Source organism: Streptomyces olivochromogenes, assembly GCF_001514115.1.
GTDB classification, from domain to species: Bacteria; Actinomycetota; Actinomycetes; order Streptomycetales; family Streptomycetaceae; genus Streptomyces; species Streptomyces olivochromogenes.
Genome location: NZ_KQ948491.1, coordinates 1 through 15,334, shown reverse-complemented (window position 1 = coordinate 15,334; position 15,334 = coordinate 1). Strand labels below are relative to the sequence as shown.

Annotated in this window: 10 protein-coding genes and 3 pseudogenes; 8 read left to right on the top strand and 5 right to left on the bottom strand. The window is 69.9% G+C overall.

What is annotated here, in order from left to right; genetic code table 11:
• Nucleotides 1-41 precede the first annotated feature (41 nt).
• The 4 genes and pseudogenes from AQJ27_RS48950 to AQJ27_RS48935 all read right to left on the bottom strand — a co-directional run bounded on the left by AQJ27_RS48950 (nucleotide 42) and on the right by AQJ27_RS48935 (nucleotide 4,150).
• Nucleotides 42-725, bottom strand: coding sequence for a phosphotransferase family protein (locus AQJ27_RS48950; RefSeq protein WP_067385060.1), 684 nt, complete (start codon nucleotides 723-725; stop codon nucleotides 42-44).
• 99 nt (nucleotides 726-824) lie between these two features.
• Entirely contained in the window at nucleotides 825-1,139 is a 315-nt protein-coding gene (locus AQJ27_RS48945; protein ID WP_067385057.1) for a hypothetical protein, read from the bottom strand.
• A 931-nt stretch (nucleotides 1,140-2,070) separates the two neighbouring features.
• Nucleotides 2,071-2,298, bottom strand: a pseudogene (locus AQJ27_RS48940) (hypothetical protein); the annotation flags it as partial.
• Between the two features lie 712 nt (nucleotides 2,299-3,010).
• Nucleotides 3,011-4,150 carry a PucR family transcriptional regulator gene (locus tag AQJ27_RS48935; protein ID WP_067385054.1) on the bottom strand — a complete coding sequence of 380 codons (1,140 nt, stop codon included), beginning with the start codon at nucleotides 4,148-4,150 and terminating at the stop codon, nucleotides 3,011-3,013.
• Nucleotides 4,151-4,237: 87 nt separating this feature from the next.
• Between AQJ27_RS48935 and AQJ27_RS48930 the strand changes: the two genes are divergently transcribed.
• From AQJ27_RS48930 to AQJ27_RS48905, 6 genes and pseudogenes are all read left to right on the top strand, one after another.
• Complete coding sequence (locus tag AQJ27_RS48930; RefSeq protein WP_067385051.1) at nucleotides 4,238-5,293, top strand: ferredoxin reductase; 1,056 nt, start codon at nucleotides 4,238-4,240, stop codon at nucleotides 5,291-5,293.
• 7 nt (nucleotides 5,294-5,300) lie between these two features.
• The gene (locus tag AQJ27_RS48925; protein WP_067385048.1) at nucleotides 5,301-6,419 is read left to right on the top strand and encodes a fatty acid desaturase family protein; all 1,119 of its coding nucleotides are present in this window, start codon (nucleotides 5,301-5,303) and stop codon (nucleotides 6,417-6,419) included.
• A 383-nt stretch (nucleotides 6,420-6,802) separates the two neighbouring features.
• Nucleotides 6,803-7,627 carry an ATP-dependent DNA ligase gene (locus AQJ27_RS48920; RefSeq protein WP_235614041.1) on the top strand — a complete coding sequence of 275 codons (825 nt, stop codon included), beginning with the start codon at nucleotides 6,803-6,805 and terminating at the stop codon, nucleotides 7,625-7,627.
• Between the two features lie 190 nt (nucleotides 7,628-7,817).
• Nucleotides 7,818-9,310, top strand: a pseudogene (locus AQJ27_RS48915) (virulence factor); the annotation flags it as partial.
• 215 nt (nucleotides 9,311-9,525) lie between these two features.
• Nucleotides 9,526-10,386 (top strand): PaaX family transcriptional regulator, encoded by an 861-nt coding sequence (locus AQJ27_RS48910; RefSeq protein WP_067385042.1) that lies wholly within the window; start codon nucleotides 9,526-9,528, stop codon nucleotides 10,384-10,386.
• Nucleotides 10,387-10,657: 271 nt separating this feature from the next.
• Nucleotides 10,658-11,885, top strand: a pseudogene (locus AQJ27_RS48905) (IS110 family RNA-guided transposase).
• An 18-nt stretch (nucleotides 11,886-11,903) separates the two neighbouring features.
• Here AQJ27_RS48905 and AQJ27_RS48900 read toward each other — a convergent pair.
• Complete coding sequence (locus AQJ27_RS48900) at nucleotides 11,904-12,137, bottom strand: hypothetical protein (RefSeq protein WP_067385124.1); 234 nt, start codon at nucleotides 12,135-12,137, stop codon at nucleotides 11,904-11,906.
• Between the two features lie 225 nt (nucleotides 12,138-12,362).
• Between AQJ27_RS48900 and AQJ27_RS48895 the strand changes: the two genes are divergently transcribed.
• Together AQJ27_RS48895 and AQJ27_RS48890 are read left to right on the top strand one after the other, a co-directional pair.
• Nucleotides 12,363-13,715 (top strand): alpha/beta fold hydrolase, encoded by a 1,353-nt coding sequence (locus AQJ27_RS48895; protein ID WP_067385038.1) that lies wholly within the window; start codon nucleotides 12,363-12,365, stop codon nucleotides 13,713-13,715.
• 57 nt (nucleotides 13,716-13,772) lie between these two features.
• A partial coding sequence (locus AQJ27_RS48890) for an MFS transporter (RefSeq protein WP_067385035.1) occupies nucleotides 13,773-15,334 on the top strand: 1,562 nt, incomplete at its 3' end.

The following is a 15,334-nucleotide window of genomic DNA, read 5'->3' as shown; positions in this document are numbered from 1 at the left end:
GTCAAGTGTCCCGACAGCCTGCTTCCCGACAGGTGACTTGCCTAGTGAACGGTCCACAGATCGCCGGTGAGCAGCCGGGGTTCGGTGATCTCGTCCAGGACCTTGTGGTGTTCGGCGGCGAGGTCAGCGGCCTTGCGCACGTCCGCGGCGTCCAGCCCGACGCGGCTGACATCGTCCGCGATGGCGGTCAGGGAGGCCAGCACGGCCTCGCTCCACGTGGCGTAGCAGGGTCCGGCGACGGGCCCAAAGCGCGGGCCGGCTACGGCGTGGATGTTCTTCGTGATCGTGCCGAGCTGAGCGAAGAAGCCCTGCCAGAGAGTGCGGGGGTAGTCGCCGAGACGGTCGGGGGCGGGCGTGCCGTCGAGGTGGCTCTGCACCATCCAGTCCCGGCCGGTGATCTCCTGCGACCAGTCGGCGGCCAGGACCCGCGGAACGAGGTCGGCGATGGGAGCGAGGAAGGGGACGGTTGCGTACTCGTTGCGCATCAGCTCGTGCTCGCTGGCGAACTGCCGCTGTGGAGCGGGGGCGATACGCAGGATGACCGGCCCGTCGAGGCCGTCCGCCACGAGCCGGTAGGTGTTGTTGTACATGCCTCCTCCCAGCTCGACCGCCGAGGTGATGCGGACACCGCGTCCGAAGGCACGCAGAGCGATCGCGTGGATGTCCTCGGCCGTGACGGATTGCTGGAAGGCTTCGGGGTCGCGGGGGACGGGGCGGAAGTCCATGACACTCCTTATACGGCCTTGTCCGGGGCCGGATCGGTCATCGCATGCTTGCTGTGCGCCAGATCGGCAGTGCTCCCGCGTCTTTCGTGCCGCGCGGATTCACCGGGGTGTGCCGTCGCAGTCGACGTAGCCCTCGGGGCCTAGGTGGGGTTCGACGCAGCCAGCGTGCGCCGCGTCGGGACCGTACGGGTCGTCGTCCGCGGCCGCGTGGCGGGCAAGGAAGGCGCCGGCGTGCGCAGCGGCCTCGGTCCGGTTTCCGTAAAGTTCCTCGGCCTGACCGCTGGTGCCGTTGCCTCCGGTGGCCTTCCAGATGAACCCTCCCTCGTTGGGGAGTTGGATGATCTCGGCGAGACCCCCGCTGAGCCACAGCTCGAACGGTTCACCTTCGCCGCTGGTGTCGTCGGGTTTGCGCACGGCGCCGGGCCAGCGCAGTCTCGCTGCCTGCTTGGTGATCCCCCAGGCCGCCCCGAGCTGGGGATAGCTGGCTCCGGTGCCGCCAGCGGTGCGCGTCGCGCCGTCGGCAAGCCGCCGGGCGATGCGTCGAGCACGCGCCGGAGCAGGTCCTCGGCTTCGGATGCGGCCACGTCGGTCCCCCGTCTTAGCCCTGCTCGACCTGACCCGGTGTGGCCAGTGTCCGGCAGATCGGGGCCGGTCGGTCAAGAGGCGCGTGCCGGGAGGCATAAGGAGGCATGGCGAAGCAGCGCGAGGCAGCCGCCCCGCGCTTCTCCAGACACTGACCGCGCGTCAGGATTCCCACCAGGTGTCACGCATTGGCAGCCGATATCACCCAGCCCAGCCGAACGCCCCGGCACCGCGCCTCCCGCAGAAGAGCGACCGACCGGGACACTGGCACCCTGCCAGGCGGCTGCAGTTGCCAGCCACGGGGCCTGCCCGTACACCGTGGCCCGGACCCTTGGGGGGGAGCTGAAATCAGTCTCTTATCAGGCCGTTCGGTCTTACTCACTGCCGCCCCTGAATCATCGGCCGAGCCGACACATGCGGCACACTTCCTCGGCTTTCCCCGCATCCCCAGGAGACCGGCGGGTGTGCCACCTCACAGCGGCCGCCAGGCAGTCGAGGGAACAACCCGGGAAAGTTGACCGTTCATTAAAGTGTGGCTGCGGAGGGGACAGTGTCCCCGGGCCTCACCTATAGCCCATGGGGACGATCGTCCGGCTGAAGCCCCATGGAGCCTTCCGCCGCGAGGCGACCGCCCTCCGCACGCCACCGCCTGCGGCCCCGGCTGGTCTCCCCCGTCCAGCCGGGGCTCACCTGTGCACAACCGCCGAAGGACCGTCAGGGGCTGCCAGAACCCGGCAGGGCATTCCTTCCAGCCGCCGCGCTTTCACCCGAGGCCGAGGCTGCTGAGGGCCGTGGTCCAGTCGGTGACGATGGCCTTCTGCGCGGCCGTGAGAGTGACCTTACCGGCGCAGACCGCGGTGTGCAGTTTCGTCTCCACCGGGTCCTTCGCGTTGTTGACCCCGCCGCCCGCCTTGTGGCCCGGGTCCGGCGGCTCGATCCACAGATTCCGGGGATCGTTCGGGTCGCCGCCCAGCTGCAGGCTGGTGAGGTGACATCCGTGGTTACGAATGGGTGCCGCTGACGTCAGTGACGGATGGCAAGGTACTGGTTCAGTGCCCGTCGTGCGGGCAGTATTCAGGGTTATTCGCTCGCGACGGTGACGCCGACGACGACACCACGGAAGCATCATGAGCCGCAGCGTCGATGCCCTCGCCAAGGCCACCCAGCAGCGTCGCAAGCACGCCGAGAGCGCCGTCGAGAAGGCACTGAAACAGGCCCCCAAGTCGAAGACCTCCGTCGGTCCCGGCGCAACAACCCTGGCAGCGGTGCTGTTCACGACCCAGACATCGAAGCAGCGGCCAGTACCCTGGTCCGCCGGCTCACCCAGCAGCTCGCCACGGAGCGCCGCAAACACCGCGAAGAGCTCGCACAGCTGCAAGCAGCAATCGCCGCAGCCCACGGCGAACTACTCGCCCTGCGACGCAAGCTGGAGACCCGAGGAAGCGACTGAGCACACCCATGCAGCACCGTGCCACGTGGTGCCGCCTCGAAGAACTACGCGGCAGGCAAGTCTTGCTCGCTCCCCGCCCGCCGCGGGTGAACGTCGCGCCCTACGCCCGTCTCCCGACGTCGAAGTCAACCCCCGGGTCTCAGCTGGCTCATTCCGCTCTTCCCCGGGCCGCATGAGCCAGCTGATGGCACCGAGAACGAGGCACGATTCCTGGACCGCTCGCGGACGCGGGCGTGGACGGTCGAAGTACGCGTCAGCTGACCCGAAGACCGACCGCCAGCGTCAGTTCAAGGACCCGGTGCGGCGATGCGAGATCCGGAAACAGCTCCCGCAGCTGCGACATCCGGTACCGGACTGTCTGGGGATGGACGAACAACGCCGCCGCCACCTCGTCCCGCCTGCCCTGGTGCAGCAGCCACGCCCGCAACGTCTCCTCCAGCCGCCGTGCGGTCGCGACAGGCAAGGTCCGCAACGGTGCGAGAGCTCGGGCACGCAGGTCTGCGAACGCGTCCACGTCGGCGCTCAGCACCAGTTCGGGCAGGTGGTCCTCGGTGTCGCGGATATCAGAGGAGAGGGAGCGCGCGCGTACGGCTCGTGCGTACGAGGCGGACGCACGAGTCCATGGCCGGGCCGGGCCGATCACGGCGGTGCGATCGGTCAACTGCCGCAAGAGATGCGATCGGTCGGCATCGGGGACGAGCAGCACACCGGTGGCGTCCGGCAGATCGTCGAGGACGAGGGTGCCCGAGTCGAGCGCGCGGTAGGCAGGCCGGGCCTGGTCGGCGGGCAGCAGGACCGCGGTCAGTGAAACCGGAGGCTGCCACCCGGCCCGTTGAGCAGAGGCCAGCAGCACGTCCGGGCCCCGGCCGGCCAGGAGGTCGCGGGCCAAGTGTTCCAGGTGACGCTCCTGAACCCTGCCCCGGGCGGCCAGTTCGTCGGCGTGGCCCGCGGCACTCGCGGCGGAGAGCTCGTCGATGTAGGCGAAGGTCAGCTCGGCGAACTTGGCGACCTCTGCGGCGGGCAGACCTGCGGGGACGGCACCCGCTGCCAGGCATCGCCAGGCCACGCGGGCGCCGACGCGGTAGGCACTGAGCAGGGCGTCCATCGAACGGCCGTCGCGCACCTCGCCGCGGCCCAGCTCGTAGGCGGCGTCACCGGCGTCGCCGCCTGTGGCGTTCCCGCTCGCGAGGTCCAGGTAGTGCCCCAGGGCGGTGCGGACGGCTCGGCGGATGGTGCCGCCCATGCGGCCCGAAAGGGCGTTGGCGTAGGAAGGGACCTCGTCGATGATCGCCTGGACGACCTCGTCGGCGGTGGTCTTCAGCGCGGCCCGAAGTGCGGTGACCGTCGTCTCATCCAGGGTCAGTTCGCTGGCCCTCCGGATTGCATGACTCACGTTTCTATTCCCTGCGAACAATTCAGCCGACCAGATTCACGTCCTGCGGTCAGGACTTTACGCCCTGAGGCGCAGCAAGCTGAAGTCATGACGAGTGCAGCCCTCCGCAGCAGGGCGTGGAAACTGCTGGAGATGGTCACGACGCCGCTGCTGCCGTCGGACTACCTCGACCTGGTCAGCCCGCTGCGTGCGGGCGCTGACCTGCGTGGGCGCATCGAGGCCGTGCACCCCGAGACGGGTGACGCCGCGACCATCGTGATCAGGCCGGGACGGGGCTGGCGCGGCCACACAGCCGGTCAGTACGTGCGGATCGGGGTCGACGTCGACGGGGTGCGTCTGTGGCGTGCCTACTCCCTCACCTCGCCGACCAACCGCCAGGACGGCCGCGTCACGATCACCGTGAAGGCGATCCCGGACGGCAAGGTCAGCAACCACCTGGTCCGCAGGACCAAACCGGGCACACTGATCCAGCTCGACCAGCCGACCGGTGACTTCGTGCTGCCGCAGGCCAGGCCCGCCAAGGTGCTCTACCTGACGGCCGGCAGCGGCATCACGCCCGTGATGGGCATGCTGCGCGACACCGAGTTCGACGACGTCGTCATGGTCCACTGCGCGCCACGGCCGCAGGACGTGATCTTCCGCAGCGAACTGCACGACCTGGTCGCGGACAAGAAGCTGCGGCTCACCGAGGTGCACACCGACACGGACGACCAGCTCGACATCGCCCGTCTCGACGAACTCGTGCCCGACTGGGCCGAGCGCGAGACCTGGGCCTGCGGGCCCGCGGGCCTGCTCGACGCCGCCGAAGAGCACTGGATGGAGCACGGCGTACAAGAGCGCCTGCACACCGAACGCTTCCGCCCCGGCATCGTCGTCACCGGCGACGGCGGCGAGGTCACGTTCAGCGCCACTGGCAAGACCGTCGACGCGGACGGCGCCACGCCGTTGCTGGACATCGGTGAGGAGGCCGGCGTGCTCATGCCCTCCGGGTGCCGCATGGGCATCTGCTTCGGCTGTGTCACGCCGCTCAAGGCGGGCGCCGTCCGCGACCTGCGCACCGGTGAGATCACCGAGGCCGAGCCAGGCGTCCTCATCCAGACCTGCGTGTCCGCCGCCGCGGGCCCCTGCGACATCGAACGGTAGGAGCACCTTGACCGCCATCGACCCCACCGCCCACCTGACCGCGGAGCAGATCGAGGAGCTCGGCCGCGAGCTGGACGCGATCCGCGACGAGGTGATCGTCAGCCGCGGCGAGAAGGACGCCGCCTACATCCGCAAGGTCATCTCGGCGCAGCGCAAGCTCGAACTGGCCAGCAGGGGCGTGCTGTTGTTCTCGCTCTTCCCGCCCGCGTGGCTGCTCGGTACCGCCGGTCTGTCCGTGGCGAAGATCATGGACAACATGGAGATCGGCCACAACATCCTGCACGGCCAGTGGGACTGGATGCGGGACCCGAAGATCCACTCCACCACCTGGGAGTGGGATCACGTCTCGCCGTCCGAGCAGTGGAAGCACTCGCACAACGAGCTGCACCACACGTACACCAACGTGATCGGCAAGGACAATGACCTCGGCTACGGCATCATGCGCGTCGACGAGGACCAGAAGTGGCACCCGTTCCACCTCGGCCAGCCGCTGTGGAACTTCCTCAACGCCTGCTTCTTCGAGTACGGCATCGCGGCGTACGACCTGGAGCTCGGCAAGAACCTGCACAAGCGCCGCCGCAACAACCCGGAGTTCCGCGCGCGGGCCAGGGCCGTGGGCCGCAAGATCCGCAAGCAGGTTCTCAAGGACTACGTGATCCACCCGCTGCTCTCGGGCCCGTCCTTCCTCCCCACGCTCGCCGCCACGTTCACCGCGAACCTGGTCCGCAACATCTGGACCCACTCGGTGATCATGTGCGGGCACTTCCCCGAAGGCGTGCAGGTCTTCGAGCGCCGGTCGATCAAGAGCGAGACCCGCGGCCAGTGGTACCTGCGCCAGATGATGGGCTCGGCGAACATCAGCGGCAGCAGGGCCATGCACTTCATGACCGGCAACCTGTCACACCAGATCGAGCACCACCTGTTCCCGGACCTGCCGAGCAACCGGTACGCCGAGGTCGCGGTGAAGGTGCGCGCGCTGTTCGAGAAGTACGAGCTGGAGTACGTCACCGGACCGCTGCCCAAGCAGGTGTTCTCCGCGTGGCACAAGGTCTTCCGGCTCTCGCTGCCGAACAAGAAGCCCAAGGTCAAGACACCGGACCGCGAGGGGGAGCTCGTCGCGGCCTGATTCCCGGTATTGGTTCAGATCTTTCGGCCGTACCGGCGGCACCGCCGGGTTCGGTGAGATCCGTTGCGGACGGTGGGCGGCCGCGACATCAGACCGTACGACACGGGATCCGGGCAGCCCGGTGTCCGGCTGCGCTGCCTGGACGTGCGCCAGGAGCTCAGCACACAGCCCCCGGCGAGGTGTTGTAGTGCGCTGACCTGCCGTGGTCGGGCCGGTAGCTGGGTGCGTACGCGCACTCGGTATGCCGACGGGCGGGCTGGGTGGAAGGCATGGGCTGTGACGTGGACACTGCCGGAACCGATGCTCGCCGCCCTTGTGTCCGACCCTGCGCTGCTGCCGGGATGGCGGGGCGGGTGGTACTGCGCTCCAGGCACGGCATCGACATGGGGCCAGCGTTCCCGGAGGTGATGGCCGGGGCCGCGCAGCTGCCGGACGCGACAGCGTTGGACGGCGAGCTGGTCGTATGGGACGCCGCGGGCCGCCTCGCGTTCGAGCGGTTGCACAACCCGCTTGCCCGGCGTGGTACCGGTGCGGCCCGGGCGGCGGAGGAGTGGCCGGCCCACTTCGTCGCGTTCGATCTGTTGCGGCTGTCCGGGACCGACACGACCGGGTGGCCGTACCAACGGCGCAGAGCCGCGCTGGAGTCCGTGTTCGCCGCCCGCCGGCTGTCTGCACCGTGGGCGCTGTGCCCGTCGACGACCGAGGCCGACGTCGTGCGCGAGTGGCTGACGTGGGCGTCAGTCGGGATGGAGGGATTGGTCTTCAAGAGGCTGGACGACGCCTACCGCCCGTCGGTGAGGGGCTGGCAGAAACACAAGGTCCGCGAGACGACCGAGGCGATCGTCGGCGCGGTCACCGACTCCCCGGCCGATCCCCACACGCTGCTGCTCGGCAGGTACGACGACCAAGGCCGCCTTCAGTACGTCGGCCGCACCACCACCCTCGCCCAGACGGCAGGTACTGCGGTCGCCGGCCTGCTCGCTCCGGGCCGGCGCGGTCATCCGTGGACAGGCTGGTCGTTCTCCGCCGGGTGGGGCAGCAAGGAAAAGCTGAATGCCACGCTGGTGGAACCCGAGCTGGTGGTGGAAGTCGGCGTCGACGTCGCTCGAGACGCCTCCGGCAGGTGGCGCCACCTCGCACGCAGGCACCGCGCCCGCCCCGACCTCTCCCCTGCCGACGTCCCCCGCCTGACGTCACCGCCGCGCTGACGGCGGCGCAGCGCGGAGGCTCCGCCGACGCGCAACACGAGCGAGCGCGCCCCGACCCCCGGCCGCGTCCGCGCCGCCCATCCCGCCCTCCCTCTCTTCAACTCCAGCCAGGGACATGGGCAAAAGCGGCCGCAACGGGGATGTCAGCAGCCCCACCACGCCAAAACCGCCTACTGACCTGCACAGATGCGAGACCGCCGAGGCCGCCACCCGCGCCTCCGGCGGCGACAGCCAGACCATCGCGGAGCGCGCGCTCGCCCAGGCCGCGCAGTCGAAGGCGGAGTTCCGCAAGAAGGCCGCGGAGAAGGCCGAGTTGCAGGCCAAGGCCGCGGCCGACGCCGCGAAGGTGCACCGGGACAACGCCAAGAAGGACAAGGAGACCGCCGAGGCGAAGCTGGCCGACGCGGTCAAGGCGGAGGGGGATGCGAAGGCGGCCGCCGCCGACGCGCACGCCAAGCGGCTCGCCGCCGAGGCCGAGGAGAAGACGGCCAAGGCGGAGAAGGAGACCGCCGCCGTCAAGCGGTCCGAGGCCGCCGAGCACAAGAAGAACGCCGAGGACGAGGCGACCAAGGCCTCCGATGCCAAGGGCAAGGCGGAGACGGCCGAGAAGACCGCCGAGAGCAGGCGCGACGACGCGGTCAACGCCAAGGACCACGCCAAAGAGATGCGCGACGACGCGTGGGACGCCGAGCAGAAGGCGGACGCGGCCCGCGCCAAGGCCGACGCGAAGGACGCCTACGCCGACTCCCTCGACTCCGGTGACGCGGCTGACGCGGCCCGTGCCGCGGCAAACGAAGCGGACACGGCGGCCGACAATGCCGAAGCGGCGGCGGGCCGGGCCCGTTCTGAGGCGGACGCCGCCACGCAGGCCGCGGCCGACGCCGCAGCCACCCGCGCGGAAGCAGCCGCGAAGCGGGCCCGCTCCGACGCCGACGCCGCGCAGGCGGCCAAGCTGAAGGCGGACGCGGCGGTAAGGACCGCCACCAACGCCGCCGCGGACGCGATCAAGTCGTCCCAGGACGCCACCGCCGAGGCGAAGGCCGCGGTCAAGCTTGCCGATGAGGCCGAGCGGCAGGCCAAGGACGCCAAGACCCAGGCCGACTCCGTGAACAAGGAGGCAACGCGGTCGTGGCCGCGGCGAAGGCGGCCGGGTTCGCGCACGTCACCGCCCAGACGGCCGTGGACGCGGGCGAAGCGGCCCAGCAGGTCGCCAACCCCGCCAACGACGCGATCCAGCTCGGCTCGCCCTACGTCGACTCCGACTCCACCGCCGGGCTGGTGGTGCTGACGGGGCAGTCGTCGAAGACGATCGCGGAGCAGCAGCAGGCCGTCGCCGAGGCGCACGCCAAGAACGCCGCCGCCGAGGCCAACGCCGCGAAGAACCTCGCCGATCAGGCCAAGGGCGACGCCAAGGAGGCGTACACCCACGCGGCGAACGCCGCCAAGTACGCCGCCGACGCCCGCACCTACTCCAAGCACGCCCTGGGCTACGCGGCCGACGCCACCAAGGCAGCGGCGGCGGCGCAGGCGTCACTGGCCCGCACCATCGAGTACGACCAGCAGGCCGCCGCCGACGCTGCAGCCGCCGACAAGGCGGCCGGCAACGCCGAGGGCTACGCCAAGGACGCCCGCGACTCCGCCGACGCAGCCGCACTCGACGCCGAAGCCGCCCGCGCCGCCGCTGATCGGCGCCATCGTGTTCACGGTTCGCGGCCCGCGCATCGCCGAACAAGGCTGGCCTCACGGCCGTCTGCCGGACTACGGCTCCATGCTCGCCTCCCACCTCCCACCTCGCCCCCGCCCCCGCTCCACCAACATCAGGCCATTCTTCAATTGCCGTCACAGAAATGACACATTTCCCGAGCGGAGGCAGTGCACGCCCGCCCCGGGCCTACGCTGTGCCGGTGACCAGTGTCGATGTCGCCGCCGGACCGACCGCCGAAAGCGGTCCCGAGCCGCGCACCCAGTCCCTGATGCTGACCTTCTTCGGCGCTCACGTGCTGGGGCAGCCCATCGCAGTGTCGTCGGGGAGCGTGATCGCTGCTCTCGGGAGGTTGGGCAGTACCGAGGAGGCGGTGCGGACCACCCTGAACCGGATGGTCAAACGCGACCTCCTGGAGCGTCGTCGCCAGGGCCGGAAGACCTACTTCGGGCTGACGCCGCACGCCGTCCAGGTGCTGACGGACGGAAGGGACCGTATCTGGCGGACCGGCGCGGTGAACCGGGACTGGGACGGCCGGTGGACGATGGTGGGCTTCTCGCTGCCCGAGGCATGGAGTCGCGAACGGCACGACCTGCGCTCCCGGCTGATCTGGGCGGGCTTCGGCCCGCTGCAGAACGGCCTGTGGGTGGCCCCGGCGCGCGTCGACGTCCGTGAGATGGTGGCGGGTCTCGGCCTGGAGCCGTATCTGCGGGTGTTCCGGGCGGAAGTGGAGTCGCCGACCGACGTCCGTGAGGTGCTGGAGCAGGCGTTCGACGTGCCGGCCATCGGTGCACGGTACCGGGCGTTCCTGGAGCGCTGGGACCGCACCGACCCGCTTCCCGCAACGGTCTCCGGCGACGAACTCGCAGGCCAGCTCCTGCTGCACACCGACTGGCTGGACCTGGTGCGACGGGACCCGCATCTGCCCGCCGAACACCTTCCGGGGGACTGGCCGGCCGCTCAGGCGGAGACCGTCTTCCGCGGCCTGGCCAGCCGCTGGGAACGCCCGGCCGCGCGCGCGGCCGCCCGGCTGCTCGACACCCTGACGCTGGACTGATCCTCACTCGGCCCCCGCCCGTCCGCCCCCCGTTACCTTTTTCGTGGCTCCGCGATGGGGCCTCCGGCCTTCGGGTCCGGCATGACTTCCCCCTCCTGTTGTCGATGATCCGGGGAGTGGTGTCACCGGGTCCGGAGACACCGACGGACCGCTGATGAGGGGCTTGAGCACCGGCTTCACCCGAGCCAGAAGAGCTCTCCATAACGTGGATGTGGCAGCTCGGTGCCCTGGCAGGGCCGGACGAAAGCGTGTGCGGAGGGGCCTGCACGTGATCGACTCCGGCGACATCGACGTCTTTCTCGGCCTGGACGTCGGCAAGGGCGACCACCACGCCACCGCCGTCACCCCGGCCGGGAAGAAAGCCTTCGACAAGCGCCTGCCCAACACCGAACCCAAGCTCCGCGAGCTGTTCACGAAACTCCAGGCCAAGCACGGAACGGTGCTCGTCGTGGTCGACCAGCCTGGCCTCGATTGGAGCCTTACCGCTGGCGGTCGCGCGGACCATGGGTTGCCCGTTCGCCTACCTGCCTGGATTGACGATGCGACAGATCGCCGACCTCCATCCCGGCGAGGCCAAGACCGACGCGAAGGGCGCGTTCATCATCGCGGACGCGGCCCGCGCGATATCGCGTACGCGGACCGCACGATGCCTCACACGCTGCGGTAGATCGACGGCGAGGGCGAGACGATCGCCGAACTGCGGATGATCGTGAGCTTCGACGACGACCTGGCCGGCGAGGCCACCCGGGTCGCCAACCGGCTGCACGGCCTGCTGACCCAGATCCATCCGTCGCTGGAGCGAGTGCTGGGGCCACGGTTCCAGCACCCGGCTGTCCTCATGCTGCTGGAGCGGTTCGAGTCAGCGGCCCAGATCCCCAACGCGGGCAGGCGCCAACTGGTCACGCTGTTACCGCCGAAGGCACCGCGAATGGCCGAGCAGCGGGTCGAGGACATCTTCGCTGCCCTGGACGAGCAGACCGTCACGGTCCCGGGCACCGAGACGGCCGCGCTGATCGTTTCGAGCCGGGCCAGCTCGCTCGCTCACCGCTGTCCTTGACCAGCGCAAACTGTTGGCCGGGCGGATCGAGGAACTCCTGGAGGCCCACCCTCTTTCCAAAGTCCTGACGTCCCTGCCGGGAGTCGGCGTCAGGACCGGAGCCCGCATCCTGATCGAGGTCGGCGACAGCAGCACCCTCCCGACCGCCGGTCACGTGGCCGCCTACGCAGGACTCGCCCCGGCGACGCGCAGCTCGGGCTCCTCGATCCACGGCGAACAGCCCTCCAGGCGAGGGCACAAGCAGCTCAAGCGGGCCTTCTTCCTCTCCACGTTCGCCGCGCTGAGCGACCCGGCATCGCGGGCCTACTACGACAAGAAGATCGCCCAGGGAAAGCACCACACCCACGCCCTGCGCTACCTCGCCAGGCGCCGGGCCGACGTCCTCTTCGCCATGCTCCGCGACGGCACCTCCTACGCACCTCAACCCGCCGCGACCAGGTGAGCAGTTCAGACCGATCAGTCAGTCCTGCGGCCGAAACCGCCGACGAGCGGCCTCAAGCCGCTGGTGATAGTCAGACGCGAACAGCTCAGGAAGCGCTTTGTCCAGCGTTCCGGCGATCCGATGGATCGGTGCCCGTACCGCTGGATCGTCGACAACGCGACTGAGGTCTGTCATCTGCGGCTTCTCCAGCCGGCGCGACAGCACCAGCGCCTCGTCACTCGTGAGCTTGATCGTGACCTGGCTGTCGCCCATGCACACCCCAACGGCTCGGCCCCACCCTCGACCACACGAACCTACTGGCCCTCGACCTTGACCAAACGCATAGGGGCATCCCGAGTCCCGTGCGTCCACACGCGGACCCGCATGCCACATTATTGGTCACTCTATTGACGGCAATGAAAAAAGAGCCCTACATTCGCAGCGCTCTCCCAGCTCGCTCCCCCACTCGGTCCCCCCTCGACTCGCGGAGCCGCCGCCATGCCCCGACCCCGTCTTTCGACCCTCGCCGCCGCCTGCGCAACCGCCCTCGCGACTGCCCTGATCGGGCCGACGACCAGCGCCCAGGCCACGACCGCCGATCACTACTCCGGCACCCTGTCCGACGGTGCCACCTGGATCGCGGACAAGCCCGCGCAGTGGAACGGCAGCCTGCTGCTGTTCAGTCACGGCTACGGACCGACCACCGCTGCCGACGCCCCGTCGGCCGCGGTGCGCCAGGCTCTGCTGGACGCCGGCTACGCCCTCGTCGGGTCCTCCTACGACCCGAACGGCTCGATGTGGGCGCTCGACTCTGCCGAGCGGGATCAGTTCGCCGCACTCACCGCCTTCCGCCAACAGGTCGGCACACCAACCCGAGTCATCTCGGTGGGCCAGTCCATGGGCGGCCTCATCAGCGCTCAGGTCGCCCGCGACGGCGCGGGACGCGTCGACGGCTCGCTCGGCCTGTGCGGCCTGGTCGCGGGCGGCGTAGATCTGGACAACTACCAGCTGGACGCCGAGTACACCCTGGCCACGTTCTTCGACCCTGCCGACGCCGACAAGCTCGTGAACCTGGACAGCCAGACCGACGCCGCCGCCCTCGCCGACCGGCTCACGAAGGCGGTGGAAACGGCGCAGCAGACCCCGGCGGGACGCGCCCGGATCGCTCTGGCCGCCGCCTACCTCAATCTGGCCGACTGGGCTCCCGGTCGGCAGCCGCCCGCGCGCGGCGACTTCGCGGGCCAGGAGGAGCAGCAGTACGCCTGGCTGGCTCAGGGCCTGCTCGGGTTCATCGTCCCGGCGCGCTGGTCGGTGGAGCAGTCCGCCGGCGGCAACACATCCTGGAACAAGGGCGTCGACTACGCCGGGCTGCTGCGCAAGTCCATCCACGCCAAGCAGGTCGAGGCGCTCTACCGCGACGCCGGGCTCGACCTGCGCACCGACCTGAACCGGCTCACCCGCGGTGCGGACATCGCAGCCGAGCCGGCCGCAGTGGCTCGTCTGAGGCGGACCTCCACCGCCGGACAGGGCTTGTCCGTGCCGCTGCTGGACATCCACACCACCGCCGACCAGTTGGTGCCCGTCGAGCAGGAATCGGCCTTCGCCGGGCGGGTGCGCAGGGCCGGAGACTCCGCGCTGCTGCGACAGGCCTATGTGGCACGTCAGAGCCACTGCAACTTCACCACCGCCGAAGTGCTCGCCGGGCTGCACGCCGTGGAGCACCGGCTGGACACCGGGCACTGGGACAGCTCCGCCACCACCGCCGAACTCCAGCACAGCGCCGACGAACTGGGCCTCGACGGCGCCGCCTTCACCGACTACCGGCCGAATCGTCTGACCGGTACCCGCTGATACCGAAACGTCCTCTCCCCGTCCCAAGCTCGCGCGCCTCAGGAGCCCTCCGTGTCAATGACGACCGAATCCTCCACCAGAACCGCCACCGGCCGCGGCCTGACCACCGGCACCCTGGCCGCCGGTCTCCTCGCCGTCTGCCTAGCCCAGATCGGTCTGGCCATACCGGCCACCCTCAACGGGCTGTTCCAGTCCGACCTGCACCCCGTCGGCTCGCAACTCACCTGGATCTCCGACGCCTTCCTGCTCCCGGTCGCCGTACTGGAGCTGACCTTCGGCCTGCTCGGCGACCTCTTCGGCCGCAAGCGGCTGCTGGTCAGCGGCGCTTCACTGCTGGCCGTGGGCGAGCTGGTCAGCGCCACCGCCTCCGGCATCCACCAACTCTGGGCAGGACAGGCCCTGGCAGGCCTGGGCGCCGCCGCGCTGTTCCCGACGTCGCTGGCCATCCTGGCTGCCGGCGCCACCTCGGCCGCACAGCGGGCCCGGGTCATCGCGATGTGGGCAGCTCTGCTCTCCACCGGCGGATTCCTCGCCCCGCTGCTCGGAGGCGTCACCGCCACCTACGGCTCGTGGCGATGGTCCTTCGTCGTGGTCACCGCCATCGCAGCGGCAAGCGCCGCCGTCAGCGCCCTGTTCGCCGTCAACTCCAGCGCCCCCGCAGGGCGTTCACTCGACCTAGCGGGCCAACTGACCATCGGTCTCGGCTTGTTCTCCCTTCTCTACGCCATCATCCAGGGCCCGACCGACGGCTGGGCCTCACCCTCGATCGTCATCGCCTTCGTCCTGGCGGCCGTGTTCCTCGCCGCCTTCGTCCTGGCCGAGAAGCGCGCCAAGTCCCCGCTCCTTCGCCTGGACCTGTTCCGCAACCGCGCCTTCGCGGTGGCCTCGGTCGTGGCCGTGGTGGGCATGTTCGCCTTCCTGGGCACCGCCTACTCCGTCAGCATCCGGCTCGGCCCGGTCCAGGACCAGGCCCCGATGCGGACAGCCCTGGCATTCGTCCTGCTCAACGGCATCACACTGGTGATGCTGCCGCTGACGGAACGGCTGCTGAGAACCGCGGCACCCGGGCTGCTGCTCGGCGCGGGGCTGCTGTTCATCGCGGCGGGAGACTACTGGGCGGCCACACTGCCGATCACCGACAGCGCCTTCACCTCGCTGATCCTGCCCCTCGGTCTCGTCGGCCTGGGCTTCGCGATCACCGTCTCGTCAATCACGGCAACGGCCGTCAACACCGTGCCAGTGCACCTGGCCGGCATGGCGAGCGCCACCACCAACCTGCTGCGAGACTTCGGTTTCACCCTCGGCCCGGCCGTCATCGGCGCCGTGGCCCTCAGCCGCGCGGCAAGCGACTTCTCCGACTCCCTGCACGACTCCGCCCTGCCCGGGACACTGAAAGGCGCAGGCACGGCCGTACTCGACGAGGGCGGCCCACTCGCAGTGAACGGCGCCTCGGCAGCGTCACCAAAGCTGGCCGACCTGCACCCACTCGCCCTGAACGCCCTCGGCCACGGCTACTCCATCGGCTTCGTCGTCTGCGGCTCGGCCGCACTGTTCTCCGCACTGCTGGCCCTCGTCACACTCCGCGGCCGAGCCGCCCCACGTGACGATTCCACAGAGCA

Bases quoted from the DNA above. Each gene is read 5' to 3' on its own strand.
- AQJ27_RS48950 (WP_067385060.1), bottom strand. From the start codon at position 725: ATGGACTTCCGCCCCGTCCCCCGCGACCCCGAAGCCTTCCAGCAATCC.
- AQJ27_RS48930 (WP_067385051.1), top strand. From the start codon at position 4,238: ATGACGAGTGCAGCCCTCCGCAGCAGGGCGTGGAAACTGCTGGAGATG.
- AQJ27_RS48920 (WP_235614041.1), top strand. From the start codon at position 6,803: ATGGGGCCAGCGTTCCCGGAGGTGATGGCCGGGGCCGCGCAGCTGCCG.
- AQJ27_RS48900 (WP_067385124.1), bottom strand. From the start codon at position 12,137: ATGGGCGACAGCCAGGTCACGATCAAGCTCACGAGTGACGAGGCGCTG.
- AQJ27_RS48895 (WP_067385038.1), top strand. From the start codon at position 12,363: ATGCCCCGACCCCGTCTTTCGACCCTCGCCGCCGCCTGCGCAACCGCC.